We start from the raw sequence: 16,017 nt of genomic DNA, 5'->3' as shown, positions 1-16,017 counted from the left end.
ATCCTGACACGGCGCGGCGTTTTCGCCACGGGTAGCTCCGGGAACCGGCCTTAGTTTTCAGCGTCCCGGGCGTATTGGCGCCACCGCTGCCGGTCCGCTTCGGGCAGGTCCTCCCAATCGGGTGCCGGGGGCATCCACAACCCGGGAAGCAGCGCCGCCCGTTCCTCGTACAGTAACCTGCCCTCGTCGGCTGCGTCGGGGTCCGTCCAGGCCGTCCCGTCGCCGGCAGGTGTTTCGCTCACGCTTAAACTCTAAGCGACACCGCAAAAACGCATCAGGGATTATGTGAAGAAACATCCTCCCGCGGTTTCCCTTCGCGCCCGCTCTCCAGCGGCCGGTCCCGTGTTCGGTCCAGCAGCCGGGGGTCTTCCGCCGGTGGGGACCACCCCGTATGGGTCCGTGGTCTTGCCGCAGTCTGGCGGTCCGACGCCGCCGTCTTGGCGAGTGTGCCGGCGCCGGGCGGCGAACCCCGCGGCGTCCGCCGACGCCCGGCCCTTTTGAGCGCCAGCCGGATCAGCAGCCCCAGCGCCGCCAGTACGCCGAGGGTCGTCAGCGTGCCGGTCAGCGTCTCCAGCCTGTGCTCGACTGCCGCTGCCTTCTCTTCGGCCCGTGCGGCAGCGGCGGCAGCTTCGGAGGCGGCACTGGACGCCGTGAAAACGTCTTCCACGGTCCCCATAACGATGCGGTCGCCCGGGACGGCCCTGCGCAGCAACCGTGTGACCGTGGCCAGGTCCGTGGAAATGCATCCCCACGTTGGTGCGTACCCGGCATGGAAGAAGATCGCGAAGGAGGCACCCTGCCGGGTCGGCATATCCGGCGGGCGGTTCCAATTGATCACGGCTGCCTGTTCATAGAGGCCCTGCTCCATGTACCGCCAAAGGTTTTCGTCTGCTCCTCCGCCTTCCCCTTCGAAGTACTGGTTATAGGTCTCTCCGTGCTGTCCGCCCCACCGGGAGGATGGTTTCAGCTCGTGATATTCCAGTTCAGTGCCCGGGTTGCTGCGGCCGAGCGCCTCGGTGAAGCTGAAGGACCCGGTCGGTGAATACAAGGTGTTCTCCCACATGCTGCCCGGGGGTGCAAAGCCGTTGCGGCCGCTGAAGCCCCAGGACTGCCATTCCTGCACATAGCCCCCGTCCTCGAAGACGCAGCCGGTGAGGCGGGTTTCCGCGGCTCCGTACTTTTCAGCCGTCGCGAAAGTGACGCGCTTGGCTTTCTGGACGGAGTAGCGGACTTCCCCCGCGTTGAGCCTCGCACAGGGGTCGTGCTCCTGCTCCGCGCCGGCGGCCGGCAGCGGAGGCAGCAAAAGGGCGGCAAGCAGCACCGAAGCTGCCGCAAGCCCGAAACGGCGTGCACGACTCAACAGCATCAACTGCGCTGACGGGACCGGTGACGGGCCCGGCCTTCCGGCTCCGGCGGAGCCGGCGGATAGGGCGGGGCGGGTGGGTACGCCACCTCGCGCGGTGCCGACGGGGACGGGGCAGCCGGCTCAGCCGGCGTTCCCGCAGCCGCTGGGGCAGCCGTTGTCGGCGACGTCCGGCTCTTCCGCTGGCCTCCGGCGCGCTCCAGGTATCTGTTCCGCGCCCACTTCGAGGCTTCGGCAACTCCCTTCTCCAGCGGCCCCTGGGCGGCGTACCGCAGCCAGATGGCGGCGAAAGCCGAAAGGATGGCCAGCTGGAGAATCATTGCCGGCACTGGCTGGTCCGCCAGCAGCCCGGTGGCCAGGAGTATCAGGTGCAGGGAGTACAGGGTCAGGGTCATCTTTCCCAACAGGGCCAAGGGCTGCAGGAGCCGCCCGCTTGCCCGCCCCAGCAGCAGCAGGACCGCCAGGAACGCCGCCGAGGTGCCGATGGTGTTGGCCAGCACCAACGGCGTACTGGAATAGGGGGCCAAGGAGGCGAGCCACCACCACGAATCTGTCGGCATCACCGGGTCCGGCCCCCAGATCAGTATCTCTTCAACGGTGTCCTCGGGGGCCGAGGACCATACCGACGTCGTGTCCACCAGTTGTTGCCGTCCGCCGAAGGGGCCGAGGATGAGGGCGGAAAGGACTGCTGTTGCAAGGGCAAGGCCGATGCCGGCCGCCAGCAGCCGAATCTGCACCACCCGTTCGGCCAGGTCCAGCCGACCGATGGCCAATCCGACGCAGACGTACGCCATCCAAGGCAGTGCGGGATACGTGCCCGAGAGAAGGACCTGGCCAAGGACACCACCGGGGGCTTCGACGAGCGTGGTGAAGGTGGGTTCCACTCCAAGCATGTCCGGCAGCACATCCCTGGTGGCGTGCATCAGGATGGGGCCGGCGGCAGCGATACCTGCAGCAAGAACCAGCAGGGTCCGCACGCGCAGCCCGAGCAGTGGAAGGGCGAGCAGGAACATCACTCCGTAATAGACGAGGATCACCTGGGCGTTGATGGCGAGGTAGCCGAGAAACAGCCCGATGACGGTGATGAGGGCAGCGCGCACCGCAAGTCCGTATCGGACGGCAGCCATCTCCCGTCCCCGCGGCGGGTGCTTGCCGCCTGACATAAAGGCCAGCGATATCCCGGCAAGCAGGGCAAAAAGTGCGGCTCCTCGGCCGGCGAACAGAAGCCAGGTGAGCGTGGGTGCGAACTCCTCGTTCCAGGCGGGCAGGATGTGGATTGCCATCATGGCGATCAGCGCCGCTCCCCGGGCAGCATCGACACCGGTGACCCGCCGTTTGCCCACCGCTGCCAGAGCCGACCCGCTCATGCTTCCCCCTTTGCTCAATGCGCCCGTGCCAGAGTTTCGGGGAGTGCGGGGGCGGGCGCAAGCGTAGTCGGCAATCCCGCGGCGGCGAGGTCCGCCACAAGCAGTTCGGTCTCCTCTTCGCTCAGGTCCGTCAGCGGCCCCCTGACGGGGCCGGCGGGCAGCCCCAGTTTCCGAAGCGCGGCCTTGGCCGATGCCGCGCCGGGGCACCGGAACATACCGGTGTAGATCGGCAGCAGGTCACGGTGAATCCGCAGCGCGTCATCCACCCGGCCCTGCCGGTACGCGACTGTCAGGGCACGCAGCCGGTCAGCGGCGACGTGTCCGACCACCGAAACGACGCCGACGGCACCAACGGACATCAGGGGCAGATTCAATGCGTCATCACCCGAGTAATAGACCAGCTCGCTGTGCTTCATGACCCAGGAGGAGGATACGAGATCCCCCTTGGCGTCCTTCACCGCAACGATGTTCGGATGGCGGCCGGCCGCCACCAAGGTTTCGGGGGCGATTGCGACGCCGGTGCGGGCAGGGATGTCGTAGAGCATCACCGGCAGGTCGGTGCTGTCGGCAATGGCTTCGAAGTGGCGCAGCAGGCCTTTTTGCGTGGGGCGTGAATAGTACGGGGCAACCACCAGCAGCCCGTCTGCCTTCTGTTCGGCCGCGGCCCGAGCCAGCTCGATGCTGTGCCGTGTGTCGGTGGAGCCCACTCCGGCGATAACCCGCCGCTCGGTGCCCGCGGTGACCCGCTTGGCGGAATGGATCATCGACGCTTTTTCCCAGTCCGAGGTTGCGAAGGACTCCCCGGTGGTGCCGTTGACCACCACGCCGTCATTCCAGCCGGTCCGCAGCAGCCATCGGGCCAGCTCCTCGGCGCCGGTCTGGTCCAGTTGGCCGCGTTCGTCCATGGGCGTGACCATTGCGGTCAGCACGGTGCCGAACCGCCGGGAGACCGTTGTCCCTGCGTTGTCCGTAGATGTACTCATAATCCTGCTCCTACAGTTTTGTACTCGATCGATTTACGGTGGCGGGCACGGCGTTCCGTGGGGCGGCTCTGGCCCCAATGTGCCAACGGGTTCCCGCACCAGGCGCTGTTCGTTGGGACGCTTTCCCCGCGCATCACCAACGAGCAGCCACCAACGGTGCCGCCCACTTCGATGGCGCTGCCCGGCAGCACGATGCTGTTGGGTCCCAGCGTGGAACCGTCGCCCAGCGTTACTTCGTCCAGGCGCATGATCCGGTCATGGAAAAGATGGGTCTGCAGTACCGTGCCGCGGTTGATGCTCGCTCCGTCGCCCACCTGTATCAGGTCGAATTCCGGCAGCCACCAGGTTTCGCACCAAACGCTGCGGCCGATCCGCGCCCCCATCCAGCGCAGCCAGGCGTTGAGCATCGGGGTGCCCAGACTCATCCGCACCAATCCGGGAACGGCGAGGGATTCCGAAAACACGTCCGCCAGCTCGTTCCGCCAGACAAAGGAACTCCACAGCGGGTACTCCGAAGTTTCGAAACGGCCCACCAGCAGCCACTTCGCCATGACGGCGATGAGCGCTGCGGCGATCCCGCTCAGCAGGAGGACCGGACCGGACCACAGGACGGCCGTGAGGAACCCGAAGGTGTCATACAGTCCGGCCAAAGCCCACACGGTCAGCAGGGCCAGCCAGGCCGTGATCACCGCCGGCAGGATCCTGCAGGCTTCAACTGCGCTTCGGGCAACCAGCAGGCGTCGGGGAGGATCGTAGGTCCGTGCGGTGTCCCCCACCTGCACCGGCCGCGGAAGCTCAACCGCCGGACGCCCGAACCAGGACGTACCCGCCGGCATATTCCCGGGAGCCGAAGAAAGTACCGCGATCAGGGAGTTCCCCGGCACATGTGTGTCCGGCCCCACGATCGCCGAGTTCCCGACGAAGGATTGTTCCGCGACACTCGCGGGACCGAGGTGCAGCCATCCCTGCCGCACCCGCCGCGCCGACATCATGGAATGGTCCGCCAGGAAGGTCCGGTCCTCCAGCCGCGTCAGGTGCGGCACGGTTTCCATAGTGGAGATTTCCACGTGCCGGCCGACCTTCGCGCCCAGGAGCCGCATCCACACCGGCGTGAGCACGCTGGCATAGATCGGATACATCGTAATCAGCGACCGGCTAAGCATCAGGTTGCTCAACCAGGACGCCCAGCCTGTCATGCCGTCCGCCGGGTGCATGCCCGGCGGCATCAGGTGGGCGGTACCGCGGACCACGGCGGCGGTGAGCGCGAGGAACATCAGCATGGAAATCACCACGAAGACCGGTGCCCAGACGGCCAGGATCCACAACGCATCGGTGAAAGAGGAAACACCGTTCAGCAACCACAGCATCAGGGCGGATCCGGGTGCTATGGAAAGGAGATTCAACAACGCGATGCCGGCCAGGGACGCCGGGTAGAGCAGCCGCACGCTTCGGGATTCAGCGGCAGGCGCTGCTTCCTCGGGCCATCCCGCCCCGGCGCTGCCGGTCTTCCGCATCTGGGATCCTGCCCAGAGCTCATAGGCGGGGATTTCGCCGGAGACCAGGGTGCCCGGTTCCGTTTCGGCTCCGCGGCCCACTTTCGCCCCGCCCATCAGCGTGGACCGTGCACCGATCCGTACGTCTTCACCGATCTGGATCCTGCCGATGTGGAGCTGCCCGCCTTCGATCCAGTGGCCCGCCAGGTCTACTTCGTATTCGATCGAAGTCCGGTCGCCGATCGACGCAAAACCGGTAACGGGCGGCATGGCGTCAAGGTGCACGCCTTCGCCGATGTTGCAGCCCAGCTGGCGGGCATACCATGTGCCGAGCGGGGATCCCATGATGGGTTCGAGCTTGCAGTACGTCACTATCCGCTCCGCTGCCCACAGCCTCAGGTGGGTGCTGCCGCCGCGCCGATAAATGCCGGGGCCGATCCCCAGGAGCAGCAACCTTGAGGACACCACCGCGGCGATCATCCGTGCCGGCAGGCTGTACAAGGCCAGCCAGGCCGCAAGGGTGGGAACCACGGGTGGATCCGGGGTCCAGGGGCTGCCCACGACATGGAACATCACCATGCATACGACGGCGATGCCGGTGACGTACCGCAGGCCCGTGATCCCGTAGAGCGCCACGATCAGCGGCGCCTGGACCACCCCCAGCCACCAGGGCGATTCGGGGGTTTCGCGGACGTCCAGGGTTGAATCGCGCAGTGACGCCAAGTGCTCGGACATCGTGATCAGCGTCGGGTGCTCGTAGATATCGGCGACCGAGACCTTCGGGTAACGTTCCCGCAGTGCAGAGACCAATTGGGCGGCGGCCAGGCTGGCTCCGCCCAGGGCAAAGAAATCGCTTTCCTCGGTCAGCGGCAGCGGGCCCAGCAGATCGGTCCACCGCTGGCCCAGCCAACGCAGATCGGCGTTGAGCTCCACCCGGACGTCGGTGGGGGTTTCCATCACAGGCAGGGGCCAGGGCAGGGCCTTGCGGTCAACTTTCCCCGAGGCCTTCATCGGCAGCTCATCGACGATCCCCAGCGACGGGACAATGGATGCCGGCAGGTTCTGTGCCAGTTGGGCGCGTGCGGCGCCAAGGTCCAGGGTGGCGCCGGCAGCCGGGACCAGGTATCCAGCCAGCACCTGGTTTCCGGACTGGGTGGAATGGACAGCGGCTGAAGCCGCGGCCACGCCCGGCAGCCGGCTTAGGGCATCGTCAATCTCGCCGAGTTCAACCCGCCGGCCGCCCAGTTTGATCTGCTCATCCACTCGCCCCACGAAGACGAGGCCCTCTTGGTCTGCACGAACATGGTCTCCGCTGTAGTAGGCCCGCTCCCATCCGAGGGCGGGAAGCGGGGTGAATTTCTCGGCGTCCTTTTTCGGATCGAGGTACCGCGAAACCCCTACACCGCCGATGACCAGTTCGCCCACTTCCCCCCAGCGCACGGGGTTCCCGTCTTCGCCGATGACGGCGAGGCTCCAGCCGTTCAGCGGCAGGCCAATCCGGACGGTGGACTGTCCGTCCAAAAGCGCGCCGCAGGCTATCACCGTGGTTTCAGTGGGGCCGTAGGTGTTCCAGACCTCCCGCCCGGGGGCTGCCAGACGCCGGACCAGGTCCTCCGGGCAGGCTTCACCGCCGAAAATCAGCAGCCGCACGCGGTCAAGGGTCTCGGTGGACCAGTGCGCGGCAAGGGTGGGCACTGTTGAAACGGCAGTGATCCTCCGTTCAACGAGCCAGGGGCCGAGGTCGGCCCCGGACCGCACCACGGATCGAGGCGCCGGAACCAGGCACGCACCGTGGGCCCACGCCAGCCACATCTCCTCGCATGAGGCGTCAAAGCTGACGGACAGCCCGGCCAGGACCCGGTCCCCCGGGGAAAGCGGCGCACCGGCGCAGTAGAGCGAAGATTCGGCATCCACCAGGGCAGCCGCGGAGCGGTGGGTGACGGCCACGCCCTTGGGCTTACCCGTGGAACCGGAAGTGAAGATGATCCACGCATCGTCTTCGGGGTGCGGTTGGGGGCTGTGTCCCCCGCTGGGGACGCCCTGGAGCAGGTTCAGCTCCAACCCTGCTTCAATTACCGCGCAGACTCCGCCTTCGGCCCACACCGTTTCGGCACGGCCGGCCGGTTCGTCCGTATCCACCGGGACGTAGGCGGCCCCGGAGTACAGCACCCCGAGAATAGCTATGTACAGGTCCACGGATCCGGAGGGGACATAGATTCCCACCCGGTCTCCTGCACCGATGCCGCCGGCCCACAGCCGTTTCGCGAGGTCCTGCACACGGAGCTCAAGTTCGGCGTAGCTCAAGGAGACGGTTCCGTCATCGATGGCGGGTGCGCCCGGATAGGCGGAGACCGTTTCGGTGATGATATCGACCAGTGTCCGCTGCTCCGGTGTGCGGCCCCCGTGAAGTACCGCCAATCCTGCGGGAACGTGACCGGGGCTTGCTACTGATGGTTCCCTTTGCGGAAGGGGTGGTGCGGTCTTGCTGCCGGAGGCGGCCGGGTGCCGGATGGCTAATGGTCCTGTCGCCACGGCTTGCGGGTTTTCGGGCGTGTTCATAGAAAGCAGTTCTCCCTGCTGGTACATCTCATATCCGTGGTCGAGGGACCACAACCTGAGCCCGGCGACGGCCGGGGCGATGCAGGGAAGACTAGGAAAATGACGGCGGGTTCACATGAGTACCGCGGGCACGCAGGAGTCCATTCGGTACGGGGTTAATTACTTCCCCACCTCCGCGGCTACTCGGACCACTACCCGAACTGAATTTCGTTCCATGGGCGTCCCGCGTCAGGACGGGCAACCAGGGCACAGGTAAAAACCTCTTCCGGTGCTTCACAGCCTGCGCTTAGGTTTCCGATAGGTTACGGACAGATGCCGTTGGTTGTGTGGTCCACCCCGGCACTCGACAGGGGCGCTGGACAACACCTGCCGATGGGATCCAAAGCATGTCTTCCTTAGCTACATCGAGGCCCAGGCTGTCAGGAGTGGACGCTGCGCGCGGGCTGGCGCTTTTCGGGATGATGGCGATCCATGTCCTGCCTGCCGCGGACGAAGACGTCGAGCCGACGCTGACGTGGCTGCTGTTCGCCGGCAAGGCGGCCGCGCTCTTTGCCCTTCTGGCCGGGGTGACCTTGGCCTTCACCACCCGAAAAGCTCGGACGGAAGGGGGACACTTCCTGGCTGCGGCCCGGTGGAGCCTGGCGGCAAGAGCGGGACTGGTCACCGCCCTTGGCCTGGCCATCGCCTATGTGGACATGGACGCCTTCATCATCCTGGCGTACTACGGCGCCATGTTCCTGCTGGCAGTTCCGCTGCTGGGGGTATCCACCCGGACGCTGCTCATCGCCGCGGCGGGGTTCGCGCTGCTGGGGCCGGCCCTGATGCAGGGCCTGCGGGATTACCTCCCTGCGCCCGGGTACGACCCCACGTTCTCCACTGTGGTCACCGAACCCGGCGTCTTGGCGAGCCAGCTTTTGCTGACAGGAACCTACCCCGCCATTCCATGGCTGGCCTACATTGCCGCCGGGCTCGCTATCGGCAGGATGAGCCTGGACCGGACCAGAGTGCAGCTGGTGCTGCTGGGGTCAGGCGCGGCACTTGCCGCGGCTGCCTGGTTCGGCTCCCGGCTCTTGCTCGCCGGTCCCGGGTTCGACCGGTTGCTGGCATCGGAACCGTATCTAGGTTCCGACGATCTCCAGGGCATCCTGGTGTGGGGCACCGACGGGTACCTTCCCACCAGCTCCTGGTGGTGGCTGTCCATCGCCGCACCGCACAGCACCACACCATTCGACCTGCTGCACACCATGGGAGTTGCCACGGGCCTGCTCGGCGCCATGCTGCTCGTCGCACGCTTTGCGGGCAAGGCGTTGCTTCTTCTGTCCGCGCCCGGCCGGATGACGCTTACCCTGTACTGCACCCATCTGCTTTTCCTCGGCACCGGGGCACTGGCCGACCTCCCGGAATTCTCCCTCTGGCTTCAGATCATCGCATTCGTAATCTTCGCGGTGATCTGGCAGCGTGCGGGGAAACAGGGGCCGTTGGAGAAACTCGTCTCCCGTGGCGCCGCTTCCGCGCGGGACTCCGTCCTTCGACGGCACCCGGACACCCGTTCCGCCAAGCGGGGCCGCTAAGCCAACCCGTCCGCCTTACCCGCGTCCACGGCGTAGGACAGCGCAAAGGAGGCGGGCAGCCCCAACTCCTCCGGCTCGACGTCGTACGCGCGCAGCCCGGTGAACCCGACGCCGTTTCCGCGCCCCCGTTCGCCGAAATCCGTTTCCACACTGCGGGGATCAACCCGCAGCCCCTGCCCGGACGCCTTCAGCAGGGCTTCCTTGCGTACCCAGATCTGCGCCCGCAGGCGGGGGCGGTTCGGAACCGGGACGGCGGCGATGGCCGCCTTTTCCGTATCGGTGGCCATGACGTCCTCGACCGCCGTATCCGCGAAAGCCCGTGCGGCTGCGTCTTCCAAATCCACTCCCACACGCGTCTCGGCGAGCGCCGCCGCGAGCCAGTTCCCGGAACGGCTGAAACTGACCTTGAACGGGATTGGCTCGCCCGCAATGAAATAGCGCGGCTCCCCGTGGCTTCCGTCATTGCCGTGCAGGCAGTCGGGACAGTGCGCCGCTGCGCTCACCGCATCCTCGGGTGCGTGCAGGTACGCTGCCACGAAGGACCGGGCGGCCAGCCGTCCGGCCAGGAAACGACGGCGGTCCTCCTCGTGATGGAACCCCTCCGCCCGTGCGCGTACGGCGGCGCCCAAGCTGTCCGCTGCCCGAAGGTCCACCGTGTCCAGCGGCCATACGGCCAGCCGCAGCACTCCCGGTTCCTGCCGGGGTGGAAACGTGTGTGTTTCACTGTGCGGCAGGCCCACCGCGGTTACTGTCCGTCCGGCGTCGAAGTGCCAGGACAGCTCAGGGCACCCGGGCCCGCTGCCACGGCCTGTTCCGCCGGGAGAAGTTCCTGGAATCCGGAGCCGATCACCACGTCCACCGATGCGTCCGTCCGCTCGTCCATAACGTAGTCCGTGCCGGGAATGTGCTGCTGCAGCGTGTAGGCAGCGGCGGCCCCGGAGGGTCCGGAAAGCACCAGCGCGGTCATGCCGGAACGGTTCACGCTGCTGTTGCCTACCCGGTCCACCCGGAAGCCGCGCTCATTCAGGGCGTCTCCGACGGTTCCGCCCAGGCCCGGCGACGCCGTCGCGTTGTAGACATTGACCGTCACGGTGGCGGGGTCCAGATACGGAAAAGGCCCGGCCGGACATTCGTCCACCGGACCCGCAGAGGTACTGGGTGCTGCCACGGGCAGCCGTACCCACCCCGAAATCAATCCCTGCGCCAGGATCACCGCGGCCACCAGGAACAACGCCAGGATCCCGACCACTGAATTATGCAGCCGGCGGCGCCGTCTCGCGCGCCGGACCAGCTCCGGTTCGTCGGTCGGTGCAAATACCGCACCGAGGTCGCCGCCGGTGATGATCCGGTGCCCGTGCCATTCCCTTGGATCGTTCCTCGCCGGGTTGCCGCGGTGCCGCCCCTCTAGGGGCTCCTTAGTCATCGAGGACCAGCACGCGTGCGTGCAGTATGGTCCGCTGGTGCAATGCCGTCCTTACGGCCCGGTGCAATCCGTCTTCAAGGTACATGGTGCCCTTCCATTGGACGACGTGCGGGAACAGGTCTCCGAAAAAGGTGGAATCCTCGGCCAGCAGCGCGCCAAGGTCCAGTGTGGCCTTCGTGGTCACCAGTTCATCCAGGCGAACCTGCCGGGGAGGTACCGCTGCCCAGTCCTTCGGTGTTACGTATCCATGGTCAGGGTAGGGGCGTACGTCGCCAACAGCTTTGAAGATCACTAGTACAGAGTAGATAACATCCGCACCCAAAGAAACAGCGGTGCTCGGGCGCGCCGTCCCCAAAAGCCCCGATTAGGCCGCTGTTTACCCCCGAGACACGAAAATGCGGTCCGGACAGTAGACACGGGATACTGGGAAGGTGAACACCTCTGCTCCCCGAATCGGTCTCCTGCTCGACGTCGACGGCCCCGTGGCCAGCCCTGTCTCCCGGAGCGTCCGTCCCGCCATCATCCGGGACCTGGTTACCCTGGCATCCGCAGGCTGGCCGGTCATCTTCAATACGGGCCGGTCCGACGCCTTCATCCGCGAGCAGGTCATGCAGCCGATGATGGCCGCCGGGCTGCCGGAAGGGGTACGGCTGCACGCCGTGTGTGAAAAGGGCGCCGTCTGGTTCTCCTTCGACGGGACCGGATCAGACCAGCCCCAGGTGGACCCGGAATTGAAGGTCCCCGGCGACTACGCCGAGGCCATCCGCGACCTGGTGGCCGCCAAGTACTCCGAGACCATGTTCTTCGACGAAACCAAGCTGGCCATGGTCTCCGTGGAGCAGCACGTACAGGTGGACAACTCGGATTACCTCACGGACCAGCGCCGCTTCGACGCCGACGCCCTGGAACAGATGTCCCTGGCCGGACTGGGCGGCCGACGATTGGAACATGCCATTCCGGACGCCCGCGGAGCCGTCGCTTTCCGGATTGATCCCACCATCATCTCCACCGACATTGAAGCCATGGGGGTGGGCAAGGACCTGGGTGCACGGCGCGCACTGTCCCTGCTCGAAGCGGACGGCACGCCGGTTCCGCACGTCTGGCGGACAGTCGGGGATTCCCGCACCGATTACGCCATGGCTGACGAACTGCACGCGCTGGGGTACGACGTCGCGCACGTGGACGTGCGGCCGGCGGACGGTGTCCCGTCCACGCCCTATCCGGTGCTGACGGCCGGGTCCCTGATTCACGACGACGCCGGCGCGGCCTACTTTGAACGCTGGGTGGCAATGGCTGCCGGGGAAGCGGGGGACGACGCCGTCGTCGCCTAGCACTCCCCCGGCGCCGAAGCCCTACTCCAGGCGCAGTACCGCTTCGACGGATTGCTGGATTTCGGGTGCCCCGGGGGCGACGGCGGACGCGAAGCGGCCCACAATCTCGCCGCTGTCGGTGATGAGGAACTTCTCGAAGTTCCAGCCGATGTCGTCGCCCAGCTCGCCGTCATGGAACCGGGTCAGGGCTGCGTAGAGCGGGTGCCGGTTCGGTCCGTTGACATCGGCCTTGGCGGTCAGCGGGAAGGTGACGCCGAAGTTCCGCGAGCAGAACTCGGCGATTTCTTCGTTGGTGCCCGGTTCCTGCCCGGCGAAGGAGTTGCTGGGCACGCCGAGGATGCTGAAGTTCCGGTGCTCATACGTTTCGTAGAGGGCCTGCAGTCCCTCGTACTGGGCGGTGAACCCGCAGCGCGAGGCAACGTTCACCACCAGCACGGCCTTACCGCGGAACAGTTCTCCGAAGGTGGTTTCGGTGCCGTCCAGCATGGTGAGGGGAATGTCGTACAAGTTGTCGTTCACGGCGTTGGTCTCCACGGAGCTCCCTTTCGATTGGCCTGCTTCCATTGCATCCCATTCCCGCCGCAATACCGAATTCCCGCCTCCGGTGCCTGCCGAACGAAACACCGGGACGTGATTCATAGCACTTCGTAATATTCGGTTCGAACTTGACATACCCGGTGATAACTTGCCGCTATGAGTGTGATTCCCGAGTCAATTCCCGTCCTGGACCTGAGCACGGCACGCAATGCCGACGGCTCCTTCAATCCCGAATTCATCGATCAGCTGCGCGATGCCACGCACCGGATCGGGTTCTTCCAGCTGGTCGGCTACGGTGCCGCCCAGGCCCGGGTCGAGGAACTGTTCGATGTCACGAAGCGGTTCTTCAACCTGCCGCTTGAGGACCGGTTGGCCCTGGACAACCGTAATTCCCCGCACTTCCGCGGCTACACCCGGCTCGGCACCGAAATCACCAAGGGCCGCCCGGACGCCCGCGAGCAGGTGGACTTCGGCCCGGAACGCGCACCCGTGACGGACTATCCTGCGGACCAGCCGTACTGGCTGGTCCAGGGCCCCAACCAGTTCCCGGACGAGGTGCTGCCCGAACTGCGCTCCACCGCCATGGACTGGGCCGAGGCGATGAGCTGGGTGGGTGCGGAGCTGCTCAGCGCCATCGCGGTGTCCTTGGAACTGCCCGAGGACCACTTCACCGAACCCTTCGAGGACACTCCCGCCTGGATGGCCAAGCTCATCCACTACGTGGGCGGCGTCGTGAAGGAAGCCGGCACCCAGGGCGTCGGCGCGCATGCCGACTACGGCTTCATCACGCTGCTGCTGCAGGATTCGGTGGGCGGCCTGGAAGTAAAGCCTCACGAGTCCGACACCTGGCTTCCGGTGGAGCCCATCCCCGGCGCGCTGGTGGTGAACCTGGGCGAAATGCTCGAGGTGGCCACCCAGGGCTACCTCTCCGCGACCATCCACCGTGTCCTGGCGCCCGCTCCCGGCGTGGACCGGTACGCCATTCCGTTCTTCTGGTCGCCGCGGCTGGACACGGTGATCAACCCGGTGCAGCTTCCCGCCGAGCTGGCTGCGCAGTCCCGCGGCATTTCCGATGATCCGGACAACCCCATGCTGGCTTCCTACGGCGCGAACGTCCTGAAGGGCTGGCTGCGGGCGCACCCGCAGGTGGCCAAGCTGCACCATCCGGAGCTTGCGGGGAAGTAAGGGGCGGCTCAGCCCGACGGCAGCGGACGCGGGAACCATGTGGTTCCCGCGTCCGCTTTCAGTTCGGCAGGAGCGCTAGTCGACGGCGCCGGCCTTCACCTTGCCCGAAGGCTCCTCCTCCGGGCCCTCCACGACGTCCGGGTCCTGCACGTTGTCCGTGTACCACTCGGTGAGGGCGGGGTCGTCGCTCTCAAAGTCGGCGCCGGCGCCTTCGGCTTCCGGCACGTGCGCGGTGCCGAAGACGAAGTCGTCTCCGTGCTCGTCGATGCCGCGGCGCACACCGCCGCTGATGGCCTCCAGCGCATACCGGCGCCGGATCATCAGCGGGTCATTGCGCAGGTCCTTGGCCCAGGAGACCATCACGCCGACGAGGATGACGGTGAACGGCAGGGCGCAGGTCACCATGATGGCCTGGAGTCCCGAAAGGGCGTTCTGGCCCCCGGCCAGCAGCAGGAACAGGGCGATCAGCCCGAGTGCCGCCGACCAGATGATGGTCACCGATTTCGAGGGTACGGGCCGGCCCGACTGGGACATCGAGCCCATGACGTTGGCGGCCGAGTCCGCGGCGGTGACGAAGAAGACCACAATCGCGAGCATGCACACGATGGCCGTCACGGAACTGAACGGCAGGTTGGCCAGCAGATCGAACATAACGTTCTCTCCGGAGCCCTTCATGGTCAGCTCAAGCCCGTTCTGGTTCATCCAGATGGCGGTGCCGCCGAAGACCGTGTACCAGCAGACGGAGATGGTCATGGGAACGAAAACGACGACGGTGACGAACTGGCGCAGGGTGCGGCCCTTGGAGATCTTGGCGATGAACATTCCCACGAACGGCGACCAGGAGATCCACCAGGCCCAGTACAGGGTGGTCCAGCCGGTCAGGAAGGCCTCCTGCTCGGCGCCCTGGCCGGCGAAGACGGTCAGCATGTCCGGCATGTTGCCGACAAACGCGATGAGCGAGGCCGGCAGCAGATCGAGCAGGAAGAACGTCGGCCCGGCCAGCAGGACAAAGAGCGTCAACAGAATGACCAGGGTCATGTTGAGGTTGGAGAGCAGCCGGATGCCCTTCTTGATGCCGGCGACCGCGGAGATGGTGAAGACAACCGTCAGCAGGCTGATGGCGACGACGACGAAGCCGTTGCCCAGCTCCTGGCCCGTGATGATCGAGACTCCGGTGCGGATCTGGAGCGCGCCGATGCCCAGCGAGGTCGCGGTGCCGAACAGTGTCACCAGCACGGCGGAAACGTCGATGATCTTTCCCAGCACCCGGTTGTTGCCGTCGGGGAAGACCGGTTCGAACAGCGACGAAATCAGCGGCAGCCGGCCGCGCCGGAACGAGGCGTAGGCCAGGGCGCCGCCCACCAGGGCGTAGATGACCCAGGCGAGACTGGCCTGGTGCAGGAAGGTGGTCGACATGGCCGGCAGGATGGCGCCGGAGGTGCCGGCCTCGGCATCAGTCGAGGGCGGTGGGGAGAGGAAATGGCTGAGCGGTTCCATCGGCCCGTAGAAGATCAGCGCGATGCCCAGACCAGCGGCGAACAGCATGGAGATCCAGGACGTCGTGGAGTACTCCGGCGTGCTGTCGTCGGCCCCCAGCCGGATCTTGCCGGTCGGCCCGAAGCCGACCACCAGCATGAAGATCGCGGCGGCAACCATGGTGGCGTTAAACAGCCAGCCGAAATGCACAACCACCCAGCCCTGTATGCCGGTGCCCACGGAACTGAGGTTGCTGGGCGCAAAAATCGCCCACGCCAGAACGGCGAGAGAGATGGCCATGGCAAGGATGAACACGCTGCGCCGGGTCGGATAGCTGACCCCGGTGTCCTCAACGCTGATGCCCGGAACCAGCCCGGGATGGAGGCTAAGCGCCGGGGCGGAAGCAGCAGTACGCAGCGCTTTTTTCACACGTTCAACTGGGCGGCCGGCGGGTTTGCGCATCGGCGACCCGGTCACGTTTGAACCGTCGGTGGTGCCTGCGACGGGCGCTGGGGGTGAAGATTCGGAATTCATAACGCTAAACTTTAGGGTATAAAACGTCAATTACAGTAAATCTTGGATTCCACCAGTGCCCTCCCGATCGGTCGCAGAACCGCCCGCATAGCACTAATACCGCGGTAGGACCAATCGAGCGAAAGCGCTCGATCCATGCTCCACGGAGAGCCCTGCGCCCCGGAAGTATTGCATTTTACTCACCGATGCAATCGA

Annotated in this window: 13 protein-coding genes; 3 read left to right on the top strand and 10 right to left on the bottom strand. The window is 66.0% G+C overall.

The window, feature by feature from the left end; translation table 11 throughout:
* Positions 1–50 precede the first annotated feature (50 nt).
* Genes NNX34_RS15205 through NNX34_RS15185 form a run of 5 tightly spaced genes read right to left on the bottom strand, consistent with a single transcriptional unit; the run spans position 51 to position 7,624 of the window.
* Complete coding sequence (locus NNX34_RS15205; protein WP_255767367.1) at positions 51–242, bottom strand: hypothetical protein; 192 nt, start codon at positions 240–242, stop codon at positions 51–53.
* Positions 243–274: 32 nt separating this feature from the next.
* Positions 275–1,360, bottom strand: a complete 1,086-nt coding sequence (locus NNX34_RS15200) for a hypothetical protein (RefSeq protein ID WP_255767366.1) — start codon at positions 1,358–1,360, stop codon at positions 275–277.
* A 5-nt stretch (positions 1,361–1,365) separates the two neighbouring features.
* A complete protein-coding gene (locus NNX34_RS15195) occupies positions 1,366–2,730 on the bottom strand; it encodes a heparan-alpha-glucosaminide N-acetyltransferase domain-containing protein (protein ID WP_255767364.1) in 1,365 nt (454 codons plus the stop codon).
* Positions 2,731–2,744: 14 nt separating this feature from the next.
* Positions 2,745–3,713 (bottom strand): 4-hydroxy-tetrahydrodipicolinate synthase, encoded by a 969-nt coding sequence (gene dapA, locus NNX34_RS15190; RefSeq protein ID WP_255767363.1) that lies wholly within the window; start codon positions 3,711–3,713, stop codon positions 2,745–2,747.
* A complete protein-coding gene (locus NNX34_RS15185) occupies positions 3,710–7,624 on the bottom strand; it encodes a Pls/PosA family non-ribosomal peptide synthetase (protein WP_255767362.1) in 3,915 nt (1,304 codons plus the stop codon). Before NNX34_RS15185 ends, dapA begins: the two co-directional genes overlap by 4 nt.
* 566 nt (positions 7,625–8,190) lie before the next feature.
* Between NNX34_RS15185 and NNX34_RS15180 the strand changes: the two genes are divergently transcribed.
* Positions 8,191–9,336, top strand: coding sequence for a heparan-alpha-glucosaminide N-acetyltransferase domain-containing protein (locus NNX34_RS15180; protein ID WP_255767361.1), 1,146 nt, complete (start codon positions 8,191–8,193; stop codon positions 9,334–9,336).
* Here NNX34_RS15180 and NNX34_RS15175 read toward each other — a convergent pair.
* Genes NNX34_RS15175 through NNX34_RS15165 form a run of 3 tightly spaced genes read right to left on the bottom strand, consistent with a single transcriptional unit; the run spans position 9,333 to position 11,051 of the window.
* Positions 9,333–10,022, bottom strand: a complete 690-nt coding sequence (locus NNX34_RS15175; RefSeq protein WP_255767360.1) for a 4'-phosphopantetheinyl transferase superfamily protein — start codon at positions 10,020–10,022, stop codon at positions 9,333–9,335. The two genes, NNX34_RS15180 and NNX34_RS15175, sit on opposite strands and share 4 nt — an antisense overlap.
* 59 nt (positions 10,023–10,081) lie before the next feature.
* On the bottom strand, positions 10,082–10,759 hold the full coding sequence (locus tag NNX34_RS15170; protein WP_255767359.1) for a LytR C-terminal domain-containing protein: 678 nt from the start codon (positions 10,757–10,759) through the stop codon (positions 10,082–10,084).
* Entirely contained in the window at positions 10,752–11,051 is a 300-nt protein-coding gene (locus NNX34_RS15165; protein WP_227904874.1) for a type II toxin-antitoxin system VapB family antitoxin, read from the bottom strand. The genes NNX34_RS15170 and NNX34_RS15165 overlap by 8 nt, the downstream gene beginning before the upstream one ends.
* Before the next feature lie 139 nt (positions 11,052–11,190).
* Between NNX34_RS15165 and NNX34_RS15160 the strand changes: the two genes are divergently transcribed.
* A complete protein-coding gene (locus tag NNX34_RS15160) occupies positions 11,191–12,090 on the top strand; it encodes a hypothetical protein (RefSeq protein WP_255767358.1) in 900 nt (299 codons plus the stop codon).
* Between the two features lie 21 nt (positions 12,091–12,111).
* Here NNX34_RS15160 and NNX34_RS15155 read toward each other — a convergent pair whose 3' ends face one another.
* On the bottom strand, positions 12,112–12,624 hold the full coding sequence (locus NNX34_RS15155; protein ID WP_308219754.1) for a glutathione peroxidase: 513 nt from the start codon (positions 12,622–12,624) through the stop codon (positions 12,112–12,114).
* 159 nt (positions 12,625–12,783) lie between these two features.
* Between NNX34_RS15155 and NNX34_RS15150 the strand changes: the two genes are divergently transcribed.
* A complete protein-coding gene (locus tag NNX34_RS15150; protein WP_255767357.1) occupies positions 12,784–13,812 on the top strand; it encodes an isopenicillin N synthase family oxygenase in 1,029 nt (342 codons plus the stop codon).
* 75 nt (positions 13,813–13,887) lie between these two features.
* Here NNX34_RS15150 and NNX34_RS15145 read toward each other — a convergent pair whose 3' ends face one another.
* Positions 13,888–15,822, bottom strand: a complete 1,935-nt coding sequence (locus NNX34_RS15145) for a BCCT family transporter (protein ID WP_255767356.1) — start codon at positions 15,820–15,822, stop codon at positions 13,888–13,890.
* Positions 15,823–16,017 lie beyond the last annotated feature (195 nt).

The organism is Arthrobacter sp. zg-Y1116, assembly GCF_024385485.1.
Taxonomy (GTDB): Bacteria; Actinomycetota; Actinomycetes; order Actinomycetales; family Micrococcaceae; genus Arthrobacter_B.
Note: the sequence above shows the minus strand (reverse complement) of the source record. Positions and strands in the feature narration are given on the sequence as shown.